The following is a 23,470-nucleotide window of genomic DNA, read 5'->3' as shown; positions in this document are numbered from 1 at the left end:
AAATTAAATCGCACTACGGTTCCTCCTCTATAAAAACCGCAACAAGAAATATACCAGCGCGGCTGCTATCGCCGATGCCGGTATGGTAACACACCAGGCTATAACGATCTCCTTACCGATATTCTAATTGACCATGCGGAATTCATCAGCGCTGCCTACTCCCATTGCACTGCCCACAACGACATGGGTTGTTGAAACCGGGGCGCCTAATGCAGTCGCGAGCAGTACGGATCCGCCCGACGATATTTGAGAATTCAAGCTGTGGATGGGACGAATGGTGTATATACCTCTCCCCACCGTCTTCATTATAGGCCAGCCTCCTAAAAGCGTCCCTATGAACATAACCGCTCCCACACCACCTTTTACCCATAGTGAAGTCGTTGGGTCAATGGAATGGCCGGCGGAGACCAGGGCTATCAATATGAGGCCTGCAATTTTTTGCGTATCATTTCATTACCCGCATGGCTGTATGCTAAAAGGCCGGCCAGAATCCATTGTACCTTTTTGATGCCCGAGTTTATTCGATAATTGGCATTACGAAGGAGAAATTTGGCGCCTTTTTGCAGCAAGAAAGCAGTGCAAAAACCCAAAACCGGCGAGACAATCAAAGCAGCTACAATCTTACTAACTCCAACCAATTGATGCGCCGGACCGATTAATTGCTCCCAGCCCCATAAAACGCTGTTGTGCCCTCGCGCCATCCATACTGCTCCGATAAGTCCTCCCACCAGGGCATGTGTAGAACTTGAAGGAAATCCGGCCTACCAGGTAATCACATTCCACAATACGGCTCCAGCCATAGCCGCCAGAAGGACTTTGGGCAGATCTGCCTGGATTGGAATATTTACTACGGAAGAAATAGTATTGGATACTGCGCTGCCGCTCACCACAGCGCCTATAAGGCCGCAGACAGCGGCTAAAACAACAGCTTGAACCGGGCTGGCGGCTCCGGAGGCAATAAAAGTAGCAACAACTGAACTGGCGTCATGCAGTCCGTTGGTTAGTGTGAAAATAAAAGTTATTAGAATAACTGCCAGCAGTATGAGTGTAAGTGAATCCGTCATGCTGCTCTCCTCCCACTTGCCAGGCCGGGAAAATAAGCTTAAGACCTTTTAAGCCCGCTGTCATCCCACAAATATAAACTCTAAATCTGTTTTCTTATAAACTTCTATTATTTTTTCTTTTCATACATATGGGCGTCAATATGTTTAATGAACATATCTTTATCCATACCGGATTTTGGGTCGTAAATATCGTAACCCATGCTTATGCTTAGTTTAAAAGGGTATTCGCTGTTTGAGTTATAATTTCTTACATTCGAATTTATTCTCAAGACTGTCTGTTCTAAAACCGAAATATCTTGAATATCCAGAATGACAATGAATTCATCTCCGCCATACCTGGCAAAAAAGTCATCTTTTCGCAAACTTTTTCTAATCAATCCGGCGGTATCTATCAGCATATTATCGCCCATTTTATGACCATAGCTGTCATTGATTTGTTTAAAATTATCGATATCTATAAAAATTCCTGAGAATGAATTTTTATTAGCGCTGTTACGAATTTTTATGTTTAAGTATTGCTCAAGCTCATTGCGGTTGTATATGTTGGTTAAAAAATCAGTGCTTAATCTATGGTTCTGTATGCTGTGGTAAACTATTAAGATTGATAGGGTTATGCTGCTCCAAACCAATACCAACCCATAATAAATAGCCTGCAGTATACCACCGATAAAAGGGAGAGCAGGAAATAACAATAACGGGACAAAGTGTCTCTTTTCTATACTGCGCTTGTTCATAAAGATAAGTACAAAAGTGCAAATCAGATATGTGTAGCAGATTATTACTACCAGATAAAAATCTTTTCCTCGATGATAGACATTATTCCCATCCAAAAAAAACAGCCAATTAGTTAACGGACTCGTTATTGAAATCAGTGCAAATATTATTACAGGTATTAATAAGGGGAGGAATAGCTTTCTTGTACGTCTTTCATCATGAAACACCTGATGGTGGGCATAAAGCGACCACAAAAAAGGTGGCAGGGGATTCATTATATAATACAGAATACAAACACTTGTTAATACTAATGAAATGGTCGGTCCGGCGTGCCCGTCAAACAACCAGCTAAGAGAATCTAAAATCAACAAGACCATGTTTGAAATTAATAATGCAATAAACAGCCTGTATTGTAGAAATTGCTTCTCATCCCATTTATACATGTCAAAAAATATCAGTGCGGAAATTATCAGGGAAAAAATGTTTATGTCAAGACGAACCAATAAATCCATCTTATTGCTCAACCTCATTTATTATAACCATTAAAGACTCGAAAACCATTTAGCTTAGATTAGATAACTTAGATAATTCAATTTATCAATCTCTCAGCTTCCTGTTTTTTAAAGTAATATAATCCATATCTCACCTATTAAGAAATTATATTCAATATTATACATCAGCAGTTATGCGTCTGCAGTAAATTTGTGTAAAAACAATTTCCAAAAATGACAAAACTTCTTGACATTTTCAAAACCGTCCAATAATCGAAATGCAATGGTTAAGTTAGTACAATAAGAGGGCGCCATTTCCCTGCTAGCAACATAATTGTCTATCGTGCCATGCAGAAACAAGATAAGTCCAGTTCTTCGGAATAATGGGTTTCCATTAATTCAAAGCCATAATGTTGATAAAGCGGAACATTATCAGGATTGTGGGTCTGCAACACGATGGGTATCTTCTTTTCTTCGCATTCATTAATCACCGGCATGAGGATGTTTCTTAAAGCCCCGGTTCCCTTCAGAGATTCATCAATGACGACAACCAGCAAATGGTATACTTCGCCGGTAAAATATTGCTTATACCAGTCATGCACGGTTATTTTGTGTACTAACAAGGCATTGTTTTTCATTAACATCAGTTCGTCTGCGGAAGCCGCTTCCATTATTTTTGCTTATGCCTGCTACAGCACTTCCAATAATAGTTCGTCAGGCAGCGATCCAGATGAATAACCGGTTAACAACCCTTTTCCATTTCCTAATATGCTGTTAATTTTCTCATCAGTGGTAATACTTCTCCGGTTCATCTGGTATTCACCAGTAAACTTTTTCACCCTTTCTTGGCTGCCTTCGCTAGGCGCTCCTATTATTTCAGCTTTAACCGGATAGTAAAAATACATAAACTCCTGAAAAACCTCGGAATGAAGAAGATGATTACCACCAGTGTAGGAAATAAAAATCCCGGTATTTACTCCGGGTACCAGATAGAGGCATGTGTTGCAGAGCATAGTGCTTCCACTGTGAAAAAGAACATCCTTGTCATTAAAAACACCCTCTATAAAGCCGAGAGTCATACCTCCCAGAGACGGGTCATGTGTAAAGTGCCGCTTATGCATTTCTTTTATGGTAATATAATAACCAAAAAGTATAATTAATCAGAATTAGGATATAGAAAAATGAAAATTAACTTTTTAGAGGATTAACACGGTATGAGGATAATATACAATAAAAATTTTTTAATAAGCTTCTTTTTAATATTATTGCTTCTCTATGCATTTATCGAGCCATACTGGTTGGAATTAAAAGAAACAAATATTATAGACAAAGACCTTCCTGCTTCTTTTGAAAATACGAAAATTGTGTTCGTCTCAGATATTCATCATGGGCCATTTTTCTCAAGAGAAAGAGTTAGAAGCCTTGTCCAACAAATTAACAAGCTTAGTCCGGAAATTATCTTGTTGGGAGGAGATTATGTATTTAAGAATTCAAAGTATATACAACCGTGTTTTGAAGAACTGAAAAATTTGAAAGCAACTATGGGGATATTTGGAGTTTTAGGCAATCACGATCATTGGAAAAGCGCCGGACTGACGAGAATACTTGCCAAAGACGCAGGGATAAGGCTATTGGACAACAAAGCAGAATGGGTTTATAAAAACGGCGAAAGGATAAAAATCGGCGGTGTAGGGGATATGTTTGAGGATATTCAGGATATAAATCCGACCACATTTGATGTTAGCGAGCAGGATTTTGTAATTCTATTATCCCATAATCCCGATTTTGCAGAAGAAATAAAAACCCGCAACATTGATTTAGTATTAAGCGGACATACACATGGAGGGCAGGTAACTCTTTTTGGGCTGTGGGCTCCATATGTACCTATAGAGAATAAGCAAAAGTACAGAACGGGAGTTGTAGATACAGGCTATACAACAGTTGTTGTATCCAATGGCGCCGGTACAACAGCTCTGCCGGTTAGATTCTTTGCACGGCCGCAAATTAATATAATTAGCTTGAAAAAAGAACAGTAATAATGCGGCCTTATTCACTTGCAAAAAAAAGAGCAGGGATTCCCTGCCAGGATGTTCACGATTATCTATTTTGCAGTCTCAATAAAAAATTCCTTATAAAAAAGGGCAGCTTTATAAAATAAACGCGCAATTCTCTCACCCCTTAAGGTTATTCTTTTAATATTCTATTACGGTCAGGCATCGAATGTGACATCTTTTGGCTCCTGTATTCCGGGATGAGCGGCAGGATAATTTAACCATTGGGCGACTTTATCCTTAATCATCCAGGTATCCCCCCGGAAGTGCGTTTTAACCGGCAGTGAAATTAAAAAATGCCGCCCGTATCTTTTGCTTAAAAGGCGCGGGTCTAAAACCACCACAACGCCCCTGTCGCGCATGGTCCTGATCAGCCGGCCGAAACCCTGCTTGAATTTGATTACGGCCTGGGGCAGGCTGTAGTGCAAAAAGCCGTCCTTACCCCTGCCGGCGAGTTCTTCAAGCCGGGCTTCAATGACAGGTATTCCCGGCGCCCAAAAAGGCAGTTTGACGATGACCACGCAGGAAAGGGCTTCACCGGGTATGTCTATCCCTTCCCAGAAACTGGACGCTCCCAGCAGAACGGCGCGGTCGCTCTTGCGGAATTCCTCGACCAGGCGGGTACGGCCCCCGTCGATGTTATGCGCGAGCAAGTAGAGATTTTCCTGTTCGCAGAAATCTCTCAGCCTCCGGTGCACCTCCCGGAGTGCCTGGTGTGACGTAAAAAGGACCAGTGTCTTTCCCTGGACAGCCCTGATCAAACCCGTCAGGCTTTCCAGCAGGGCTTCAAAATAATCCCCTCCGGGAACTTCGTACGGTGGAGGAATATCCCTGGCTATGCATAACAGGGACTGGTCGGAGTAGCTGAAAGGGGAATCAACCTGTAACTCGATCAGCTTTTCTGCAGGGACAAGGTCCAAACCCGTGCGTTCCTTGAAATGCTCGAAGGAACCGCCCACAGTAAGGGTTGCGGAAGTAAAAACCACTGTCTCTTTTGATTTAAAAAGCTGTTCATTCAGCATTTCACCCACCTGCACCGGAACAGCATGGAGAAAGCAGCCGTAAGTTTCTTCCGCCGCTTCCGCCCAGTAAACAAAGTTATTCTCCCGGCAGGACATGATAAAGGCAAGATCCTCCGCCAGTTCCCGGCCGCAGGAAAGATGCTGGTTTATTTCGGCGGACATCCCGCTCCAGAGCTCGCTGGAGCCGCCCTGCAGCCAGGTCTCCAGGATACCGGAAAGTTTATGAAGATAGTCCAGCAATTCTCCAAACCGGTATTCCAGATTCGAGTATTCCGCTTCTAAAAAAACAACCTTGTTTTCCAGACCGGTCCGCCTGATCCGGAACGTCCGGCGGTCCGTGCTCTGGTTACTGGAGGATGCCCGGGAAATAACCAGTACGCGTGCAGACTCAAAAAAGAGCTGCGCATCACGGAGCAGGAGCGCAAGGGCATTGCGCGCTTCCTGCCGGGTTTGCCGCCATATTTCAAAATCAGCGCTGGGCACAAGAATGTCGGGCTGCGCGAGCAGCCTGCTCACAATGCCCGTCCAGCGCCTTACGGCAGTCCAACTCATCTGGCGCCCCAGTTGCTCGGTGGCGGCATCCTCGAGATGGTGGGCCTCGTCAATCACTAAAGGACCATAATCGGGTAATACTTTGTTTTCCATGCGGATATCGGAAAAAAGCAGTGAATGATTGGTAATAATCAGGTTGGCCGCCTCCGCCGCCCTGTGCGCTTTGGTTACGAAACACTGCCCTTTGAACCAGCGGCAGCGCATGCCCAGGCAGTTTTCGCTGTCGGAGCAGATGTTCGACCAGTAATCCTGTTCAAATGAGGAAATATTCAGTTCGCTCCTGTCACCTGTGGCAGTCGCCGCTGCCCAAACCTGCACCCGGGCGTAGAACGACGCTTCCTCGGGGCGGGAGTTTGCGGCAGCCTGGACACCGGACCATCTGCGCAGGCAGAGGTAGTTTGACCTGCCTTTGACCAGCGCGGCCTTACAAGGCCAGGACAGGGCGCCGAGCAGGCCGGGGATGTCTTTTGACCACAGCTGCTCCTGAAGGTTTATTGTCCGTGTCGATACAACCACACGTTCGCCGCGGGTTAATGCCCAGTGCAGCGCCGGGATCAGATAGGCTATGGACTTGCCCGTGCCCGTTCCGGCTTCCATTAAGAGATACTTCTGCCCGTAAAGCGCGCTGCTGACCGCACGCACCATCTGTTCCTGCTGGGGACGGTATTCGTAATCCGCAAGGTTTAAGGCCAGCCGCCCTTTCGCTTCAAACAGGGAGGGAAGGTCTTCGAACTCAGGCAGGAAAGAGGTTTCTGCAGGAGCTGTTTTTACATTATACTGTTCCGGACGGCCTAATTCCGGAATTGCGCAAACAGCCGGTTCGCCGTTTCCTTTCTGCGCGGCGCCGCCGGTTAAATCCTTCAATGCGCCCGACAGCGGCTTAACCCAGGAAGAACCTGCCTGCGAAAGAAAAGCAGTAACTTGTAAAATAACCCTTGTATCGAGCCTTTTCAAGGCTTCAACCAATTTCCCGTATAGCTCGACCGTGGCCAAAACGTCGGAAAGCGACCGGTGTTCTTTTTCATTTTTAATGCCCAGGAACCGGCAAAGAGCGCTCAGGCTGAAGCCGGGCGAAAAGGGAAGGACGATCCGGGCCAGTTCAAGCGTGTCGTATGACTGATTCTTCAGCGGGCCGGCCGCTTCCTCAAGAAAACTTTTATCAAAACCCACATTATGTCCGACCAGCGGATAACCGCCAAGAAATTCCAGGGCGCGGGGCAGCACTTCCGGCAGCTCCGGGCAGGAGGCGAGCATCTGATCGTCTACGCCGGTCAGGCGGCGTATACTTACCGGAAGTTTTTGCGAAGGCCGCACAAGACTGTGGTAGCTTGCGGCGACCTCACCGTTTTCAACAAGCGCCATGCCTATTTCGATAATCTCATCCTGCCGGGGAGAAAGACCCGTTGTTTCCAGATCACAGACCACAAAGGAGCCAAGCATTTCTTATTCTCCAAAAGTAAAAGTGGGGATTTAAGCTTTCTTCGATGTTTTTCTAAAATAATCCTGCCTGATTGATTAATCTTTCAGAGTAACAATAAAGCTATCGAGAGAATAGTCTATTAATAAATTTAAAGCATAGCTTGGGAGGCGAAAACACAAATGACAAATACTCCGCTTGACATCGATAATTTCTCGGAACTGATCCGCAGCCTGCTTCAAAATTTTGATCCGTCCATGTTGAAACAGATGGTGTCGATGATGGACCAGGATACGCTGATGAATTTAATCAAAAACATGATGGATAACCTCGACCAGACTATGAAACCGGAGGAGGTCCAGGTATTAAACCAGATCATGGGAACTTTCCTGAATCCCGGAAGGTAGGGCGTATTATATATTGATAGACACTACGGAAAATATTGAAAATATAAAAATTTCCTTCGAGTGGCACTTTTTTGGCTTTAGAAGGTTGATATCGGGTATCAACGGTTTCCGGCCGCGGCCATTTCCATGTTTTTCAGAATAAAAGGACATTTCATACCGTTTAAAAGACATATACACTTTTAAGGACCAATTTTAACCACTGGCCGGTAAATCCTTTTTTCCTTGATTGACTGTATTATAATGAGATTAACCAATTGATAACAACCTAATCTCCTCTCCCTTTCTCTGCTGTATCTTCAGATACAGCTCTTCTTTTTTAAATCCAATCTGTTTTTATTTCCCGATCTCCTCGAGATATTTCCCTGCCGCCACTGCTGCGATTGCCCCGTCAGCCACTGCCGTGACTACCTGCCTCAACAGCTTCTGGCGCACGTCCCCCGCCGCAAAAAGGCCCGGCTGCCTCGTCCGCATACTGTCATCCGTGATTATGAACCCGTTATTGTCCAGTTCGGCCATTTCTCTGACCAGCTGTGAATCGGGTTTTTGGCCTACATAAATAAAAACACCGTTTACATCCATCTTCTGAGTGGCCTCTGTACGGGTATCTTTGAGTACGACACCTTCCACTTCTTCCTGCCCTATAATTTCTTGTACGGTGTTAAACAAGACAAATTTGATTTTCTCGTTCTGCATGGCTCTCTGCTGTTCAACCTTGGTTGCCCTCAATTCGCCGCGCCGATGGATTATGTTCACTCCGCTGGCAAACCTGGTCAGAAAGACAGCTTCTCCAACAGCGGCGTCGCCGCCGCCGATTACGGCTACTTCCTTGCCGCGGAAAAAGGCCCCGTCACAGGTAGCGCAGTAAGAAACCCCGCGTCCCCTTAATTTTTCCTCGCCCGGGACACCCAGCATCTGCGGCTGCGACCCGGTGGCTAGAATGACACAGTGGCTGAACAGCTCCTCTTCGTCAGTTTTGACGGTAAACTTTCCGTCCTGAAAAGTCAGGCCCATGACATCGGCGCCGATAATTTCCAATCCGAAACGTTTTGCCTGGGCCTCCATCTGGGCTGTCAGTGCGGCGCCGTCGATCCCTTCTGCAAAACCGGGGTAATTTTCTATAAACTCCGTATTGGCCGCAAGTCCGCCCGGCATTGCCCGCTCCAGCATCAGCACATCGATTTTTGCCCTCGCCGCGTACAATCCGGCCGCAAGACCGGCAGGCCCGCCGCCTATTATAATCAGTTCCCGCTCGTTCATTTGCCTTCCCCCTAAAGTTATTGATTACACATTTTTACAATTTCATCATATTAGAAATATCGTTAAACGTCAATAAAGACCGGATACTTGCGCCCGTCTGAAACATTGAGGACGCCTGTATCAAAACAGGCGCCCCCAGACTTTGTCAGTTTAATCGACTACAAATTGCGGCAAGGTTTTTCTTTGCACCCCACCTCCCTCAACTCTTTCTTAGTTGATTTATATTGGCGGGGTTTTAAAAACTTGCCTGGTAATTTATACTTTTACGAACAGTCCTAACCTTTGAGACTGGCCAGGACGTCATCAAGGACTTTCTTAATATCCTGGTCACCGTTGATATTTTTAAGCAGGTTTACTTTTACGTAGTAATCAATAAGCGGCTGGGTCTGTGACTCATAGACATCCAACCGGTTGGAAACGGCTTCTTCGTTGTCGTCGCTGCGCTGGTAGAGCTCGCCCTCGCAGGAATTGCACTTTCCTTCGCTTTTTGGCGGGTTAAACAGAACATGGTAGCTTGCCCCGCAGCCCTTGCAGATCCTGCGCCCGGTCAGCCTGGCCATCAGCCTTTCACGCGGCACATCAATGTTAATTACGCCGTCCAATTTAATGGTTAAAGCTTTTAGAGTTTCATCCAGGGCTTCCGCCTGGGGCAGTGTGCGCGGAAAACCGTCAAGTAAAAATCCCTTGGCGCAGTCTGGCATTGCCAGTCTTTCCTTAACCATGCCGACGACTACTTCATCAGGTACGAGTCCCCCCTGGTCCATGTACTCCTTGGCCTTTTTACCCATTTCCGTTCCTTCTTTGATCGCGCTGCGGAACATGTCGCCCGTGGAAATATGGGTAATAGAAAGCTCTTTTACCAGCACTTCAGCTTGTGTACCTTTGCCGGCGCCCGGCGGTCCCATAATCAATAAATTCATACTTGTCCCCTCCCGGAAAATTTTCTTTAGACCCGCGGCCAAAAAAATTATACCACATGGTCGTCCCACAAATATTAATTTTTTATTCGATACGGTTCACTTTATTTCCTTCTCTGTTTAAGATAATATTAAATTGCTGAATATAGAAGGGAGCGCTGCCTGTGCCGGTTTTATTCCTCGCTTTATTTGTCCTGCTTCCTTTTCTAATCTTTATATTCTTTTTCCAGGTTGCGGCATTTTCCTTTACCAAACTGGGTTTGTCACCGCAGGGCGCTGTCTTTCTCTTCGGACTTTCCCTGATCGGGGGAATTATCAATATCCCCGTTTCCCGGCGCCTGGTCAAAGAGCGGATGCCGCCCTTAAATTATTTTTTTTATTACCCGCCGCGGGTAAGCGAACAGGTTATTGCGGTCAATCTGGGAGGCGCTGTCATACCCGTTCTGTTCAGCTTCTATCTTCTTTACCGGGCTCCCTTTCCACCGACTATCCTGGCCGCAGCAATTGTTGCCATAGTTTCAAAGGCCCTGGCCCGTCCGGTCCCCGGCATGGGCATCTCCCTGCCGGCATTCATTCCTCCCCTGGTGGCGGCAGCCGCAGCGCTCCTTCTGGCCCGTGAATACGCCGCTCCGGTAGCCTATATCGCCGGAGTGTGGGGGACCCTGACAGGAGCAGACCTGCTTAACCTGAACAAGTTCCGGGACATGGGCAGCCATGTCTTAAGCATCGGGGGCGCCGGAGTGTTCGACGGGATATTTTTAGTCGGCATTATAGCCGCCCTGCTGGCATAAACCAAAGTAGGCCGCGCCAGCCTTGTTTAGTAAAAAACCGTGTGATAGAATTGCAAAAAGGGAGTGTTTTTGTTTGAGCCAAACAGGGTATGTATATGACCCGCTCTATCTTGATCACTATACGGTATATCATCCTGAATGTCCGGAACGCCTGGAAAAAATCATGTCCAAACTAAAAGAAACAAGCATCCTGGACTATATCCAAAGCATACCTCCCCGCCCCGCCACAGTAGAAGAAATTGCCCTGGTACACTCGCCCGCCCACATCGAAGGCATCAGGCAGATTTGTTTAAACGGGGGTGGAAACCTGGACCCGGACACTTATACCTCGGAGCGTTCTTATGACGCCGCCATGTTGGCGGCAGGGGGACTCCTGTGCGCAGTTGACAAAGTAATGGAGGGTAAGTTCCGGAACACATTTGCCCTCGTCAGGCCGCCGGGCCACCACGCCATGCCGGAACGGGCGATGGGTTTCTGCCTTTTCAATAATGCAGCCATTGCCGCCCGCTACCTGGAAAAAACATATGGCCTGGAAAGAATCCTGATTGTTGACTGGGACGTCCACCACGGGAACGGGACAGAAGCTGCCTTTTATAATACAGCAAAAGTACTTTACTTCTCAGTCCACCAGGGCTGGATTTACCCCGGCACCGGTTGGACAAAAGACATTGGCAGGGGAGAAGGGGAAGGGTTTACAATCAATGTCCCCCTTGAAGCAAGGATGGGCGATATTGAATACGAAACTGTCTTCCAGGAAATTTTATATCCTGCCGCCTTACAGTACAAACCCCAGTTCATTCTAATCTCCGCCGGACAGGATTCTCATCACAGCGACCCAATCGGAGCGATGCGTCTAACCTCACTGGGCTTTGAAAACCTGACTAAAATCGTTATGAACATAGCGGACAAATGCTGCGACGGGCGTATCACAGCCACTTTGGAAGGCGGATACAATTTGGAAGGCCAAGCCGTCTCGGTGGCCGCAATTTTTAACGCCCTTTCGGGACTGAATTTTAATATCCATGAAGATACCGGCCTTAAAAGAACCACAACCGTATCCTCCATGTTTAAAAACGACATTAACGAAGTTAAAAAGATCCATGATAAATACTGGGATTTCGACATGGACAAGGGTATGTGCTGATAGAATTTTGATGATTTAGGATGAATTTATATGCGGACAGGCGTTGCGAACCTTCCGTAACATCCCGGAAAATGCCCGGCCTGGCTGTTCAGCCTGATGAAGGAGCTTGGGGCGGCAATCATCCAGGTGATTGCCGAGGAATACGGGCCGGAAAGGATCAAGGGGACGGTACTCTTGTGTCAAATACCAGTCAAATACCAGGCAGGAGGACGGGGTTGTCGACATAAACAAATGTGGACGGAGGAAAAATGAAAAATAAAAGCAGCCTTCTTGAACTGCCCAATATCGGCAAAGTAATCGCCGGCAAACTTGAAAGAATAGGCATTGGCACAAAAGATGATTTCCTTGCCTGCGACCCGTATGATGTCTTTGACAGACTGCTGGCGGAAGTTGACCCCATACTCTGACGGTGCGCCCTGGCTTCTCTTGTAGGGGCAAAAATCGGCATTCCCTGGCATAAGATAACCAAACAAACAACCAGGGAGTATGAATCCATGCACCCGTACCACAGATGGAGTAAATGCTAATGTGTTTTTCTTTTGATGTACCAATTTTCTAAAGGCAGTTCATTTACGCAGGAGTTTACTTTTAATAAATTAATTCTGTTTTACCAAAACAGAAGAGATATATTATCAGGTGTCTCAACATGCTGGTTTCTGATCAAATTCCATAGCCTTTTTTCCTGTTGATGGATCAGCTAAATAGTTTCTGTATGCCAAAGATAGAGCCCACTTGTATTGCCTTTCCGAACCTTCAGGAATAAAGTTTGTTCTCTCAACTATTTCCAATATTTTTTCAGCAGCCTGATCGCCCTTTAAACCAAGTTTCATTACCTCAAGGAAAGCCTGCTCTACTCCAGACAATCCTATCATATCTCCGCCAACGTCTATCTTATATATTTTTGACGCTTTAGGATCACTACCGCTCATATCTGATTAACACCCCTTTTTTTAAAATATGCACTTGTGCAGCTATGCCCAATAATCGGCATATAGGTATCATTTTGCAAGATCACCCACTGCATCTGCGATCACTTCTTTTGAAATCCCACCGTGGAAGCGGGGTTGACCGTTAAGAACAATCAGGGGTAGTCTGACTCGATTCAGGATTTGCGCAATCTCCGGGTAATTATTCATCTCGCTGCTTAGCACATCAACATAGGCATAGCGGATTGCTTCGCCAAAACTCTGTACAAGCGATTTATTTAAAGCTTCAGCTTCTTCCTGCATGGTCTTCGCAGAGCCGCAACATGCGTCTCCGGTGGACGGACCTCAGCAGCTGGATGCCGGCATAAAAGCATCAGTTCCGAATACGGTGACAGTGACTTCTTTCACTTTCCTTCAACCTCCTTTAAATTGTGTTTTAATTTACTTGCCATATCCAAACTTGAACGCCGCTTGATAAACTTGTTGTCCCTTAAAAATGTATCTTTTTTTCACGACCCTTTTTTTGCTTCAATTATAAAAGAGGCAATAAACTCTTCCATGCCGGGGACCCAACTTTTTATTATTTCTTTGCTGTTATCTTTTGGAATCAAGTGGATGTTTGTAAAACCAGCATTCTGAAGCATAGTTTTTATATTTTCAACATGCTCAGCGCCAGCCACGCAGCTACAGATACTGGCAGGGCTGTTCTTTATATGCTCCGGTAATTCCGCTGTAGCAACAATATCAGATATAGATATCCTCCCTCCGGTTTTAAGTATTCTGTACATTTCATTAAAAACTTGCTGCTTATCCAAAGATAGATTTATCATTTCCGGTGTCATATCCACTCCAATAACAAACCCGGTTTCACCGACCTGCTTTCTTGCCAAAAAACAATCAAATCCGCCGCCACTGCCAAGGTCAAGTACCACTTCCCCTTCTTTAAGTGGTGCAATAGCAATCGGGTTTCCGCAGCCCAACCCCATATTGGCTTCAATCGGAACATCTTCAAAGTCGCTTTCAGAATAACCAATTTTAATGGCAATATCCACGATATCCATCTGCGGACCACTGCAACTGCAGCCTCCGCTGCAGCACTCCCCTGCAGAACCTTTTAAAGCAACCTCGGAATAATTTTTTCTAATTATGTCTCTTATTTCTTCTTTATTATTCAAAGTTCACGCCCCCTTTTAACCTTTATAGTTCTTTATATTTCAAAATTAATCGTATCGACTTTTGGCTCCTAAATGATCAGCGCCATTTTTTTCTTTGCAACTAAAGCTGTTGTCTTGTGGCATTTTTAATAAATCAGCTACCTCGCACCAGGCTTGTGATGCAACACCCAAGGCCTTTTCACCCTTGGGTGTCAGAGTATATACCTTGCGTTCACGGCCGCATACAATCTGTATAAGTAAGTCTACCAGTCCGGCTTCCTTGAATTCCCTTAATACGGGATAAAGACTTCCTTCTGTAGGAGCGCAACAACCATTGGTCAGTTCGGCAATATGTTTGGTTATTTCATAACCGTGTAGTGGCTGCAAATGAAGCACATATAGAATAAAAAACCGGGAAAGACTCATTTTGATTAGCCCCGCCCAATACTCTTGTGATTCGTACTCGCACTTTATTGTAAAATCACCTCTTCACTTCCATTTAATATATAGAAGCATAATGCATAGAGCGCAGATATATTGTACGGCTATGCATAAATTCTGTCAATAAAATTTAAAAATTTATATATCTAATTATTTAAATATGTATATAATATAGTATGAAAGCTTTTTGTGGAATGAGGGATTATTGACCAGTGTTAAATAGATTAAAAGCTTTGGGGGATTCGCACAGGCAAAATATATTAAAATTGTTGGCCGCTCAGGAAATGGGAGCCTGTGAGATTATCCAGGCCATCGGCCTATCGCAGCCGGCTATTGCCCACCACCTAAAAATTTTAAAACAGGCAGGCCTGATCAACAGTGAAAAAGAGGGAAAGATCGTATTTTACAACCTGAACAAAGATGGCCTTAAGGAATTGCTCAAACAAATGGACGTGTTTCTTGAAAGTCTTTCCTGCTTCTCCTGCTCCTTAGCGAAACCCTCACCGTTAAGGCAAAACCCTAATCTCTGCACTGAGATGGGTTTTGATCCCGAAGTTTGCGCAGGGATGATTGAAGAAGAAACATGTACAACATGTTCAAAAGGGAAAAGGAGGTAACATACGTGTCCGAAAAGGCAGCAGCCAAATTATCCATACTGGACCAGTATTTAACTTTGTGGATCTTTTTAGCTATGTTTTTTGGAGTAGGGTTGGGCTATGTCGTACCGGAAGTGGGCGGTCTTTTAAAAAAGTTCCAGATCGGAACTACTTCGATACCAATCGCCATCGGCCTGATTGTTATGATGTACCCACCTTTAGCCAGAGTAAAATACGAGGAAATTGGCAAAGTATTTAAGAATGGCAAGGTACTAACACTGGCTGTAATTCTAAACTGGATTATCGCGCCTGTTCTGATGTTTTTTCTAGCCATCATTCTATTACATAATTACCCCGAATATATGGCAGGCATAATAATCATCGGCATAGCCCCCTGTATTGCTATGGTCATTGTTTGGAACTCTTTGGCTAAGGGTGATTTAGAGTATGCGGCTGCATTGGTTGCCTTAAACTCGTTTTTCCAGATTCTTTTCTTTTCAGTTTACGCCTACTTTTTTGTAACAATATTGCCCCAGTGGATAGGTATTAAATCAATGGTTGTTCATATTTCCATGACAGATGTGGCCAAGAGTGTAGCTATTTATCTCGGTATACCGTTTATCGGCGGTATGATCACCAGGTTCTCACTGCTCCCTGTGAAGGGTAAGGACTGGTATGAGAAAAAATTCATCCCCAAGATCAGCCCTCTGGCTCTGATTGCCCTGCTGTTTACAATTATCGTCATGTTCTCTCTGAAGGGTAGTTATATTATAACCCTGCCTATGGACGTGATTAGAATTGCCATACCGTTACTTTTCTACTTCATAATAATGTTCTTCCTTGCCTTTTTTCTATGCAAATCTCTTGGGGTTAATTACGGCCAGACTACGACACTTGCTTTTACTGCCGCCAGCAATAACTTTGAGCTGGCAATTGCTGTTACAGTTGCCGTATTTGGAATTAATTCCGGTCAGGCTTTTGCTGCTGTAATCGGCCCGCTTATTGAAGTGCCGATTATGATTGGATTGGTCAATATTGCCCTCGGTTTCAAACGCAAATATTTTTGCAGCTGAAATACAGGGAGAAAGATAATACAAGAATACTAAAAAAAGAAAGGTGGCCCAAAAAGAATGGATATCAAAATACTTGGCGCAGGCTGCGCAAACTGCAATAAGCTTGAGCAGATGGTTCTTGAAGTGTTAAAATATTTAAATGAAGAAGCTGACGTGGAGCATGTAAAAGACTTCAAAGATATAGCTTCTTACGGAGTGATGATGACACCGGCGTTAGTTATAAACGGACAGGTTAAGCTTACCGGTCCGCTTCCGTCAAAGGAAAAGTTAAAAAACATTATCACCGGCGAGATTAAGAAATGAGGGTAATTGAATGTGGCAGCAGGCTGTAAATTACCTGGTTTATAACCTCATCGGGTTATCTCCTGAATCTCACTTTGGCTCTGTTATTAATTTTTTCTTCTACGACACAGTAAAAATATTATTTATGCTGATCTTGATCATATTCGTCATAGCCATAATCAGGAGTTTCTTCCCACCCGAGAAAACAAGGAACCTTTTAGGACATAAACGTGAATTTGTCGGGAATATTATCGCAGCGCTGATGGGTATTGTCACCCCTTTCTGAAGCTGTTCAGCGGTGCCGATATTTATCGGCTTCGTAGAAGCGGGGGTCCCGCTTGGCGTTACGTTTTCATTTTTAATATCTTCACCGATGGTTAACGAGGTTGCCCTGGGTATGCTCTGGCTGACGTTCGGCTGGAAGATAGCCCTCATATATATTGCAAGTGGGGTAATCGTAGCGATAATTGGCGGCACGATATTAGGCCGGCTGAAACTTGAGCATCTTGTGGAGGAATATGTGTATCAGATAACCGCTTCACAATGCGGCTGCGGTACGGATAATCCCCAAATGCCCTGGAAAGACCGGATTGATCAATCTATTGCATATACAAAGCAGATATTTACAAAAGTGTGGCTTTGGGTCGTAATCGGTGTAGGTATTGGAGCTGCCATGCATGGCTATGCCCCGGCCGGTTTCCTGACCCAGTATGCCGGCCCGGCTAATCCATTGGCGGTCCCGTTGGCGGTTGTTATTGGCATTCCTTTGTATTCAAATGCCGCCGGGCTGATCCCCGTAGTAAAGGAACTGGTCAGAACCGGGATGGCAATGGGCACAGCCCTTGCTTTCATGATGGCTGTGACGGCGCTGTCCTTACCGGAAGCTATAATCCTCAAGCAGGTACTGAAACCAAAACTGCTGGCAGTATATTTCGGCATTGTAGCTGTGGCAATTATTTGTGTAGGTTATTTGTTTAATATGATTATTCTATAATAATTATATTCGATTTTTATCACACTGGCTTACAAAGGAAACCTACACATCAGATTGAAAATGTATCTCGTATTTTCATCAATAAAACAGGTTATGAAAGCCTTGCAATTTGACTAACACAATGTTTTTTAAAAGTTGGTTGGTGTATCTTGATTAGAAAAATATAGGCTAAGTTGAAAAGTGGCAACAATATCATTAACGAATGGGGTGGGTTTTTTGTCGAAAAGAAAGATCGCCTATTTTATCATATTAATGTGTTGTTTAACGGTCCTGTTATCAGCATGTTCTTCTAACTCAAAAAAAGAACCTGTCCAAAAACAGACCTCCCCGAGCGGACAAACGGCTTCAAACAACCAGGTTCCTGACGGCAGTCAGACCGGCGCTGAAGAATCAACTTCTGATAAGACTGATCAGAAAAACACTGGATCAGACAAGCCTGGCAGTCAACAGAGTAAAATCGCTATACCCGTGAATACAGAGCAGTCACAATCAGATAAAAAAGAAGAAACTAACTTAGAAACAAAATCGGAAACCAACACAGACAATGAAACAGAAATTAAATTGGAGAACGAAACAGATACCAAAGTTGTCCTGCCTGCGAAGGTTTATGTTTTTACTAATAGTGCAGGTTGCTGTGAGGCGACAAGGCAAAAGTTTGAGCAGCGCCGCAGTGAAGTTAAATCAATTGAGAGCAAGTACGGAAACCGGGTGACATTTATATGGCTTGACGTAAGTGTAGGCGACGTCGACTATCATAAACAATTGCTGCAATATGCATCCAGCTTTGGAATTAATAACATTCCGTCGATCGTTGTTGTTGATGCAAGCAACAGTGTTTTAATCAAGCAAGAAGGACCTTTAAATATGGCAGAGATTGACAGGGTTTTTGGAGGATTAAATTAATGGTACCATTGATTAACGAGTTAACATTAGGCGCCGCCATTATTGCAGGATTGCTGGCCGGTCTTAGCCCTTGTACCCTGCCCGCGGCTGCGCTTGTAGCAGCTTATGTTGGAGGTTCGGGAGAGGTTTCCAGGTTGAGGTGCTTTTTTCTGACGCTCTCTTTCGTTGTTGGCATTTCACTAACTTTGGCCGTTTTAGGATTGGTTGCTTCCGGAATAGGTATGGTGATGCATTACCTTTCGTATATTTATAAAATTCTGGGCATTCTTATGTTTGTAATGGGTTTGGTTGTTGCGGGCGTTTTGCCATGGAATGTGAGTTTAGGGCAGGATTCGTTGAAGTTGTTTGCCGGTTCACGCAAGGGTATGATCGGGGCTTTTCTGCTGGGAATACCATTTGCTTTCCTCGCTTCACCCTGCACCCTTCCTATAACTACGACAGTGCTTGCTCTGGCTGCTACCAAGGCCGACTTTTTTTTCGGCTTTTGGTTTCTTCTCTTTTACGCAATTGCACGGTGCCTGCCCCTTTTGATAGTAGGGACCTTTACCGGCTTGTTAAAATCGGTGTTAAAAGGTCAGGCTTTTTTAAATGGATTAAATAAATTAAGCGCTCTTATATTGATGGGGTTGGGTGTATATTTTACTTTTTTTGTGTAGCCTCCAGTGAAAAGTCGGGGAAGACAATTGCCGCTGTAATCAGCCCGTTAATTGTAGGCCTGTTATGATTGGATTGGTCGTTACTACTTAACTTTTCTTATAGCAAAAGGAATCAACATCGGAACTTCTTTTTGATATTCGACGTAAGCATTGCCAAATTCTAAAACGAGTTTCTTTTCCTCGAGTATTGTTCCTATAATAATATATACAGTCAATATTGTATATACAATAATATCAGCCATACTGAAGGTTTCACACCACAAAAATATTATTAACGCTAAATACATCGGGTGCCTCACTATACCCAACAGCCCTCTTTTTTTAACCTCATTTTTAGAATTCATTTTATTTCTTTTCATAGCGTTTAATATTTGCCTAATTCCAAAAAACGATAAAGAATCATAGTTAAAGAAGAAAGCCCAAAAGAACATTGTCAGAGAAGTATATGCGAGTATCTGGCGGACAACATTTAAAGGCCCTGCATAAAATATAATTACTTCATTATCCAATTGCGTAGTGAAATTAATTAATAAAATAAGCAAAAAACATGAAATCAATATGAAAAACAGTCTATAAAAAGCGTAATAGTTTTTCAATAAACGGGTCATAAGATTAGTAAATCTGATGCTGATTAAATAACTATGAAGTGAACAGTATCCTATCCACAATGCTGATATTAACAAATATTTCATTTTTAGATTCCCCTTTTATCCAACATGTTTTGCCCCCTGTTTAATAAAACTAGCAGCAAACCTCACCCTTACCGAATTTACCTTTAATTACCGCGTAGGCGCAGCCCACCCCGGCCGCTACCGAAATGGCGCAAAAAGGGCAGTTCATCGCACAGGCGCCACACTCCATGCAGGAGTCCCTATCCCGAATGGCTGCCTTTCCGCTAACAATACTAAATACCTGGTGCGGGCAAACCTTAGTGCAGATCCCGCATCCGGTGCATTTCTCTTTGTCAAGCGCCAACGTAACCACATTTTTTAAATACTTCAAAGAAGTCACCTCTTTACAGAACAAACTGATTTAAAACCAGCAGGACAACTCCCAGTCCTGCTGAAAATATCGCTGCGGGGAGCGCAACTCTTAATTCCCGCTGAACGCCTGACAAAGAAGTAAAAGTGCTTGCGCCGGTAAAATTGACCGCCAGGTAAGATGACAGGGCCGGTAAAATAAAAAGATAAACCAGAGTCCTATTCCAGGCGTAGGGCATGGCCGGAAAAGAGTATAAAACAACGGCTATGGACCAGAGCAGCCCAAGCAGCCACCCCTTCCAGGCAAAAGAGCGGCCCGGTATCCAGGGCAGCAGGGCAGGCGTCAATACGCATCCCGTAATAATCGCTCCGAAGTAAGGCAGTGTTGCTAAAAAAGAAACGGACCAGATTTTAAGAAGGTTTATAATGAATATGATAAGGTAAACGGCAACCACAGGTATGATAATCCTGGACAGTTCCATGGGGATAAGCACAAGCCTGTCTGCAAAACCAAAGTTGACCCTGCGCATTTGAGGAGAAGCTTTCATGCCCGCTCCAAGAAAATCGGGGATATCGCAGGCTCTTACCGGGCCGTAGACGACCCTGAAACCGGACATTTTTAACAATCTGTGGGCAGCCACTCCTACAGCGCTTAGCTGCGGCAGAATCAGCGTCCGGTGTGAGACAATCCAGGAAAGGTTAGTCATGGCAATCATCCTGGCTATCTCTGTCGCGCTGAAAGTTCCCTTTCCGGCGGAACACCAGACGTTGATGCCCCTCGTATTGATGACCAGCACCCAGGCGTTGACTCCTGATAACTCTTTTCTCAAACGGTCAAAAGTCATTTTGTAATTGGCCGTTACCAGTACCGGGGAATCTTCAACAGGATCACCAATCCCGTATAGACCGGGGGGAACTTTATAGTTCAACCTGTTTATACCCCAGCGTACTTTCCAGGAACCCATAATGTCCTTTGCGGAAAGTTTTGTTGAGATAACCGGGATTTTTCCTGCCAAAGTAGTCTTATATCCGGTGATCCACTCTGTGTCGGGTGGAAGAGGAGGAAACTCCTCCTGCGGATCAGGGCCTCAACACGTTTCACGCAAAGTGTCTTCCTCAACCGCCAAACTGCCCATCCTCCTTTTTATGGTACATTTAACCTTCTAAAGAGACTGCTGCCCAGTTTTATATCTCAAACTTAAATTTTTAAAACTGCAACTATAATTGAAATTGGTCGTTTAATGCCGAGAGATATTCTTTCAAAGTCTCTTCTTTAAAATAATAGTAGTTCCACCTGCCCCTGATTTCTTCCCGGATGAGATCGGCTTCCTTTAATTCTTTGATATGGTAGGAAACTCTTGACTGAAGCAGTCCTGTATCGTCAACCAGGTGGCAGACACACAGCCACTTATCTTCACAACATTTCTTGCCGGCGATTCGCCTGAGTATCTCCAGCCGCAGGGGATCAGATAAAGCTTTGGCAATTTTTAAAACGTCCATTTATCTCACCTACTATTTTAGATGATATCAAATATATTTGATGTGTCAATACGCAAACGATTTCTTTAAAAATTTAAGTCTATCTTTTCAGGTTCTTATATTTTTTAATCCTTTGACATAAACAAGCTCTCATGATAAATTTGTCTCAGGTGTTGTTAATTGGTAATTTACTCGTAGGAAGGAAGTGATTCAGATGAACGAAATTATTAGAGTTATCAAGCGCAGGAGAAGTATTAGGAAATTCAAGGATGAACAGATAGCAGATTCAGAGGTGCAGGAGATCTTAAACTCGGCCCTGCTCGCTCCCAATGCGATGAACCGTCAGAAATTACATTTCACACTAATCCAGAATAAGAACCTGCTCGATAAAATGGCCCAAAGAATTAAAGAAAATATGCTTGATTCACGTATTGCGCCCCTGGTTGACAGGGCAAGTTCCCCGGACTACAACACTTTTTACAATGCTCCCACGGTAATCCTGATTTCAGGTGAGGGAAAAGCGCCTTTTATTCAGATTGACTGCGGGGCGGCGGCGCAAAATATTACACTGGCATCAGAATCACTAAACATTGGCTCATGCCTGATCACGTCTTCCGGTTACCTTTTTTCAACATTCAGGGACAACGACTTAAAAAATGAATTAGGCATCCCCACAGGCTACAGCCACATTTGCACTGTGGCGCTCGGCTACAAGACCGGCGAGGATTCGCCCACGCCGCCAAGAAGGCCGGACGTGGTAAACCATATTAGATAATCTTTGTATTAACGGTCCCATTGAAAAAAACTGCATCCGCATGTCTTCACTCTAAAAAGACATTGCGGCTGCAGTTAATTTTTGTTTAAGAAATTATTTGTGCCGAGGCTTATCCGAAACCTTTTTGATGTTTCTAGTGATCACCGACACAATTTGGGCCTTGCCCCCAATTAACTCTAAGCCAACATCGGTAAAAATTTCTCCAGCCAGAGAAACGGCATAGTGAGGAGGCAGTTCGTTTAACGTCATGGCTATAATATCTTCCTGACAGATATCGCAGGTGCACGTTCCGGGGCTGCTTTTTAAATATTCCTTTAAGATACCGGGTAAGACTCTTTTTACCGCTTCTTCCGTACAATTAATCATCTTTTTAAATATCCGGGACATTAAAAGAAAGCCTGTCCTGATGTGTGTTCCAAAAAAGTCCCGAATTCAAACCCCCTCTCTACAGATTCTCATTTCTTTTTTCGGGCAATCAGCAACTCTACTGAAGCCCTGTAGCGTCTGAAAGGCGGGTGTTGCCACAATGAAATGCTCCTGATGCGCTCTGCAGGAGGCAACGATAGACATCCATACAGCTGTAAGGCGCCCTCATAAGGAGGATAATTGATTAATAAAGGAAGGTCAATGCCTTAAGCGTAATTTTATTTAGTGAACGGGTGCGCCCGAGGATAAGCCAGGAAATTGTTTAAGTGTCCGGAGGCGGGGAGCGAACAAGGAATTTCCAAAATAAAGGAGAGAGTTTAGCCGGCGCCCCTCTCCTTGTCAAATGTTAAGTGGTTTTTATCTCTATTGCCCTGGGATGTTTCTTCAAGTATCTCGATACCAGGTATGTGCAGGCTGTGGTGGTAAGAGCGGTTAACAAGACTCTGGCAATTATTCCTTTTCTTGAACTGGTACGCCGCTTAAAAAGTGTCTTCATAAACTTCAACCCCTTCAATTTTTATTACTATTATTCGTCAGACTCTCATACTTACCTCTATGTAAATAGTGGTTGCCATGGAAAACAAAAAGCAAGCTGTCAATCTTTGATTAAAAAGCTGATTATTGAACTGATAATCATAATAATCAAAGCTGAAAGAAGAGCCACCAAGAAATTCGTTATATCAAAACCTTTGATCAATGCGCTGACCAGCCACAGCATCAGCCCGTTAATTACCAGGGTGAACAAGCCCAGAGTGATCAAGTTGATGGGCAAAGTCAGCAAAATAAGGATCGGGCGGATTGTAGCGTTAACAAAACCAAGCAAAATAAAGCCGAATATAGCCGCCAAAATTGTTACTTCAAATCCCTTGACAAGATAAGCGGTCAAAATAATCCCCGCAATATTCAAACCCCAGCGGATGAGTAGTTTCTTTCCCATTGATGACCCTCCTTAATTAAT

General features: G+C 44.4%; 26 protein-coding genes and 4 pseudogenes. 13 read left to right on the top strand and 17 right to left on the bottom strand.

Annotation, left to right across the window (positions count from 1 at the left end; translation table 11 throughout):
- Window positions 1–27 precede the first annotated feature (27 nt).
- The 4 genes and pseudogenes from DEH07_03680 to DEH07_03665 all read right to left on the bottom strand — a co-directional run bounded on the left by DEH07_03680 (window position 28) and on the right by DEH07_03665 (window position 3,402).
- A pseudogene (locus tag DEH07_03680) lies at window positions 28–1,064 on the bottom strand (inorganic phosphate transporter).
- Window positions 1,065–1,171: 107 nt separating this feature from the next.
- The gene (locus DEH07_03675) at window positions 1,172–2,308 is read right to left on the bottom strand and encodes a GGDEF domain-containing protein (GenBank protein HBY03637.1); all 1,137 of its coding nucleotides are present in this window, start codon (window positions 2,306–2,308) and stop codon (window positions 1,172–1,174) included.
- Between the two features lie 299 nt (window positions 2,309–2,607).
- Window positions 2,608–2,940, bottom strand: a complete 333-nt coding sequence (locus tag DEH07_03670) for a hypothetical protein (GenBank protein ID HBY03636.1) — start codon at window positions 2,938–2,940, stop codon at window positions 2,608–2,610.
- 93 nt (window positions 2,941–3,033) lie between these two features.
- Window positions 3,034–3,402: pseudogene (locus DEH07_03665) on the bottom strand (serine hydrolase).
- Between the two features lie 81 nt (window positions 3,403–3,483).
- Here DEH07_03665 and DEH07_03660 point away from each other — a divergent pair.
- Window positions 3,484–4,305, top strand: a complete 822-nt coding sequence (locus DEH07_03660) for a metallophosphoesterase (GenBank protein HBY03635.1) — start codon at window positions 3,484–3,486, stop codon at window positions 4,303–4,305.
- 173 nt (window positions 4,306–4,478) lie between these two features.
- Here DEH07_03660 and DEH07_03655 read toward each other — a convergent pair whose 3' ends face one another.
- On the bottom strand, window positions 4,479–7,334 hold the full coding sequence (locus tag DEH07_03655) for a DNA polymerase III subunit epsilon (protein ID HBY03634.1): 2,856 nt from the start codon (window positions 7,332–7,334) through the stop codon (window positions 4,479–4,481).
- A gap of 159 nt (window positions 7,335–7,493) precedes the next feature.
- Here DEH07_03655 and DEH07_03650 point away from each other — a divergent pair, with 159 nt between their 5' ends.
- A complete protein-coding gene (locus DEH07_03650; protein ID HBY03633.1) occupies window positions 7,494–7,718 on the top strand; it encodes a hypothetical protein in 225 nt (74 codons plus the stop codon).
- A 333-nt stretch (window positions 7,719–8,051) separates the two neighbouring features.
- On the opposite strand, the gene trxB is transcribed toward DEH07_03650, so the two are convergent.
- Together trxB and DEH07_03640 are read right to left on the bottom strand one after the other, a co-directional pair.
- Complete coding sequence (gene trxB, locus DEH07_03645; protein HBY03632.1) at window positions 8,052–8,975, bottom strand: thioredoxin-disulfide reductase; 924 nt, start codon at window positions 8,973–8,975, stop codon at window positions 8,052–8,054.
- Window positions 8,976–9,250: 275 nt separating this feature from the next.
- Entirely contained in the window at window positions 9,251–9,895 is a 645-nt protein-coding gene (locus DEH07_03640) for an adenylate kinase (protein ID HBY03631.1), read from the bottom strand.
- Window positions 9,896–10,056: 161 nt separating this feature from the next.
- Here DEH07_03640 and DEH07_03635 point away from each other — a divergent pair, with 161 nt between their 5' ends.
- The 4 genes and pseudogenes from DEH07_03635 to DEH07_03620 all read left to right on the top strand — a co-directional run bounded on the left by DEH07_03635 (window position 10,057) and on the right by DEH07_03620 (window position 12,234).
- Window positions 10,057–10,683 (top strand): hypothetical protein, encoded by a 627-nt coding sequence (locus DEH07_03635; protein ID HBY03630.1) that lies wholly within the window; start codon window positions 10,057–10,059, stop codon window positions 10,681–10,683.
- Between the two features lie 163 nt (window positions 10,684–10,846).
- Window positions 10,847–11,827, top strand: a complete 981-nt coding sequence (locus tag DEH07_03630; GenBank protein ID HBY03629.1) for a histone deacetylase — start codon at window positions 10,847–10,849, stop codon at window positions 11,825–11,827.
- A gap of 30 nt (window positions 11,828–11,857) precedes the next feature.
- Window positions 11,858–12,079, top strand: a pseudogene (locus DEH07_03625) (hypothetical protein).
- A complete protein-coding gene (locus DEH07_03620; protein HBY03628.1) occupies window positions 12,076–12,234 on the top strand; it encodes a hypothetical protein in 159 nt (52 codons plus the stop codon). The pseudogene DEH07_03625 and the gene DEH07_03620 overlap by 4 nt, the downstream one beginning before the upstream one ends.
- Before the next feature lie 234 nt (window positions 12,235–12,468).
- Here DEH07_03620 and DEH07_03615 read toward each other — a convergent pair whose 3' ends face one another.
- The 4 genes from DEH07_03615 to DEH07_03600 all read right to left on the bottom strand — a co-directional run bounded on the left by DEH07_03615 (window position 12,469) and on the right by DEH07_03600 (window position 14,333).
- Window positions 12,469–12,756, bottom strand: coding sequence for a hypothetical protein (locus DEH07_03615; GenBank protein ID HBY03627.1), 288 nt, complete (start codon window positions 12,754–12,756; stop codon window positions 12,469–12,471).
- A gap of 69 nt (window positions 12,757–12,825) precedes the next feature.
- Window positions 12,826–13,056, bottom strand: coding sequence for a hypothetical protein (locus DEH07_03610; protein ID HBY03626.1), 231 nt, complete (start codon window positions 13,054–13,056; stop codon window positions 12,826–12,828).
- Window positions 13,057–13,262: 206 nt separating this feature from the next.
- Window positions 13,263–13,928, bottom strand: coding sequence for an arsenite S-adenosylmethyltransferase (arsM, locus tag DEH07_03605; protein HBY03625.1), 666 nt, complete (start codon window positions 13,926–13,928; stop codon window positions 13,263–13,265).
- A gap of 45 nt (window positions 13,929–13,973) precedes the next feature.
- On the bottom strand, window positions 13,974–14,333 hold the full coding sequence (locus DEH07_03600; protein HBY03624.1) for a PadR family transcriptional regulator: 360 nt from the start codon (window positions 14,331–14,333) through the stop codon (window positions 13,974–13,976).
- A gap of 227 nt (window positions 14,334–14,560) precedes the next feature.
- On the opposite strand from DEH07_03600, the gene DEH07_03595 reads away from it, so the two are divergent.
- From DEH07_03595 to DEH07_03570, 6 genes and pseudogenes are all read left to right on the top strand, one after another.
- Window positions 14,561–14,965: an ArsR family transcriptional regulator gene (locus DEH07_03595; GenBank protein HBY03623.1), complete on the top strand. Its 405-nt coding sequence runs from the start codon at window positions 14,561–14,563 to the stop codon at window positions 14,963–14,965.
- Window positions 14,941–16,017, top strand: a complete 1,077-nt coding sequence (arsB, locus tag DEH07_03590) for an arsenical-resistance protein (protein ID HBY03622.1) — start codon at window positions 14,941–14,943, stop codon at window positions 16,015–16,017. Before DEH07_03595 ends, arsB begins: the two co-directional genes overlap by 25 nt.
- A gap of 57 nt (window positions 16,018–16,074) precedes the next feature.
- Window positions 16,075–16,320, top strand: a complete 246-nt coding sequence (locus DEH07_03585) for a thioredoxin family protein (protein HBY03621.1) — start codon at window positions 16,075–16,077, stop codon at window positions 16,318–16,320.
- A gap of 10 nt (window positions 16,321–16,330) precedes the next feature.
- A pseudogene (locus tag DEH07_03580) lies at window positions 16,331–17,293 on the top strand (hypothetical protein).
- Window positions 17,294–17,509: 216 nt separating this feature from the next.
- Window positions 17,510–18,196 carry a hypothetical protein gene (locus DEH07_03575; GenBank protein ID HBY03620.1) on the top strand — a complete coding sequence of 229 codons (687 nt, stop codon included), beginning with the start codon at window positions 17,510–17,512 and terminating at the stop codon, window positions 18,194–18,196.
- Window positions 18,196–18,852: a hypothetical protein gene (locus DEH07_03570; protein ID HBY03619.1), complete on the top strand. Its 657-nt coding sequence runs from the start codon at window positions 18,196–18,198 to the stop codon at window positions 18,850–18,852. The genes DEH07_03575 and DEH07_03570 overlap by 1 nt, the downstream gene beginning before the upstream one ends.
- A gap of 83 nt (window positions 18,853–18,935) precedes the next feature.
- Here DEH07_03570 and DEH07_03565 read toward each other — a convergent pair whose 3' ends face one another.
- From DEH07_03565 to DEH07_03550, 4 genes are all read right to left on the bottom strand, one after another.
- Complete coding sequence (locus DEH07_03565; protein HBY03618.1) at window positions 18,936–19,544, bottom strand: protein-S-isoprenylcysteine methyltransferase; 609 nt, start codon at window positions 19,542–19,544, stop codon at window positions 18,936–18,938.
- 49 nt (window positions 19,545–19,593) lie between these two features.
- Complete coding sequence (locus DEH07_03560; GenBank protein HBY03617.1) at window positions 19,594–19,863, bottom strand: ferredoxin; 270 nt, start codon at window positions 19,861–19,863, stop codon at window positions 19,594–19,596.
- A 4-nt stretch (window positions 19,864–19,867) separates the two neighbouring features.
- Window positions 19,868–20,797, bottom strand: coding sequence for an acetyl-CoA synthase subunit gamma (locus tag DEH07_03555; protein ID HBY03616.1), 930 nt, complete (start codon window positions 20,795–20,797; stop codon window positions 19,868–19,870).
- 253 nt (window positions 20,798–21,050) lie between these two features.
- Window positions 21,051–21,332 (bottom strand): transcriptional regulator, encoded by a 282-nt coding sequence (locus DEH07_03550; protein HBY03615.1) that lies wholly within the window; start codon window positions 21,330–21,332, stop codon window positions 21,051–21,053.
- 193 nt (window positions 21,333–21,525) lie between these two features.
- On the opposite strand from DEH07_03550, the gene DEH07_03545 reads away from it, so the two are divergent.
- Window positions 21,526–22,086, top strand: coding sequence for a nitroreductase (locus tag DEH07_03545; protein ID HBY03614.1), 561 nt, complete (start codon window positions 21,526–21,528; stop codon window positions 22,084–22,086).
- A gap of 93 nt (window positions 22,087–22,179) precedes the next feature.
- Here DEH07_03545 and DEH07_03540 read toward each other — a convergent pair whose 3' ends face one another.
- Together DEH07_03540 and DEH07_03535 are read right to left on the bottom strand one after the other, a co-directional pair.
- Window positions 22,180–22,452, bottom strand: a complete 273-nt coding sequence (locus DEH07_03540) for a competence protein ComFB (GenBank protein ID HBY03613.1) — start codon at window positions 22,450–22,452, stop codon at window positions 22,180–22,182.
- Window positions 22,453–23,107: 655 nt separating this feature from the next.
- On the bottom strand, window positions 23,108–23,449 hold the full coding sequence (locus DEH07_03535) for a hypothetical protein (protein HBY03612.1): 342 nt from the start codon (window positions 23,447–23,449) through the stop codon (window positions 23,108–23,110).
- Window positions 23,450–23,470: the final 21 nt, after the last annotated feature.

This window comes from Desulfotomaculum sp., from assembly GCA_003513005.1.
In the GTDB taxonomy this organism is placed as follows: domain Bacteria; phylum Bacillota; class Desulfotomaculia; order Desulfotomaculales; family Nap2-2B; genus 46-80.
The sequence above is the reverse complement of the archived record's forward strand: the minus strand, read 5'-3'. Positions and strand labels throughout refer to the sequence as shown.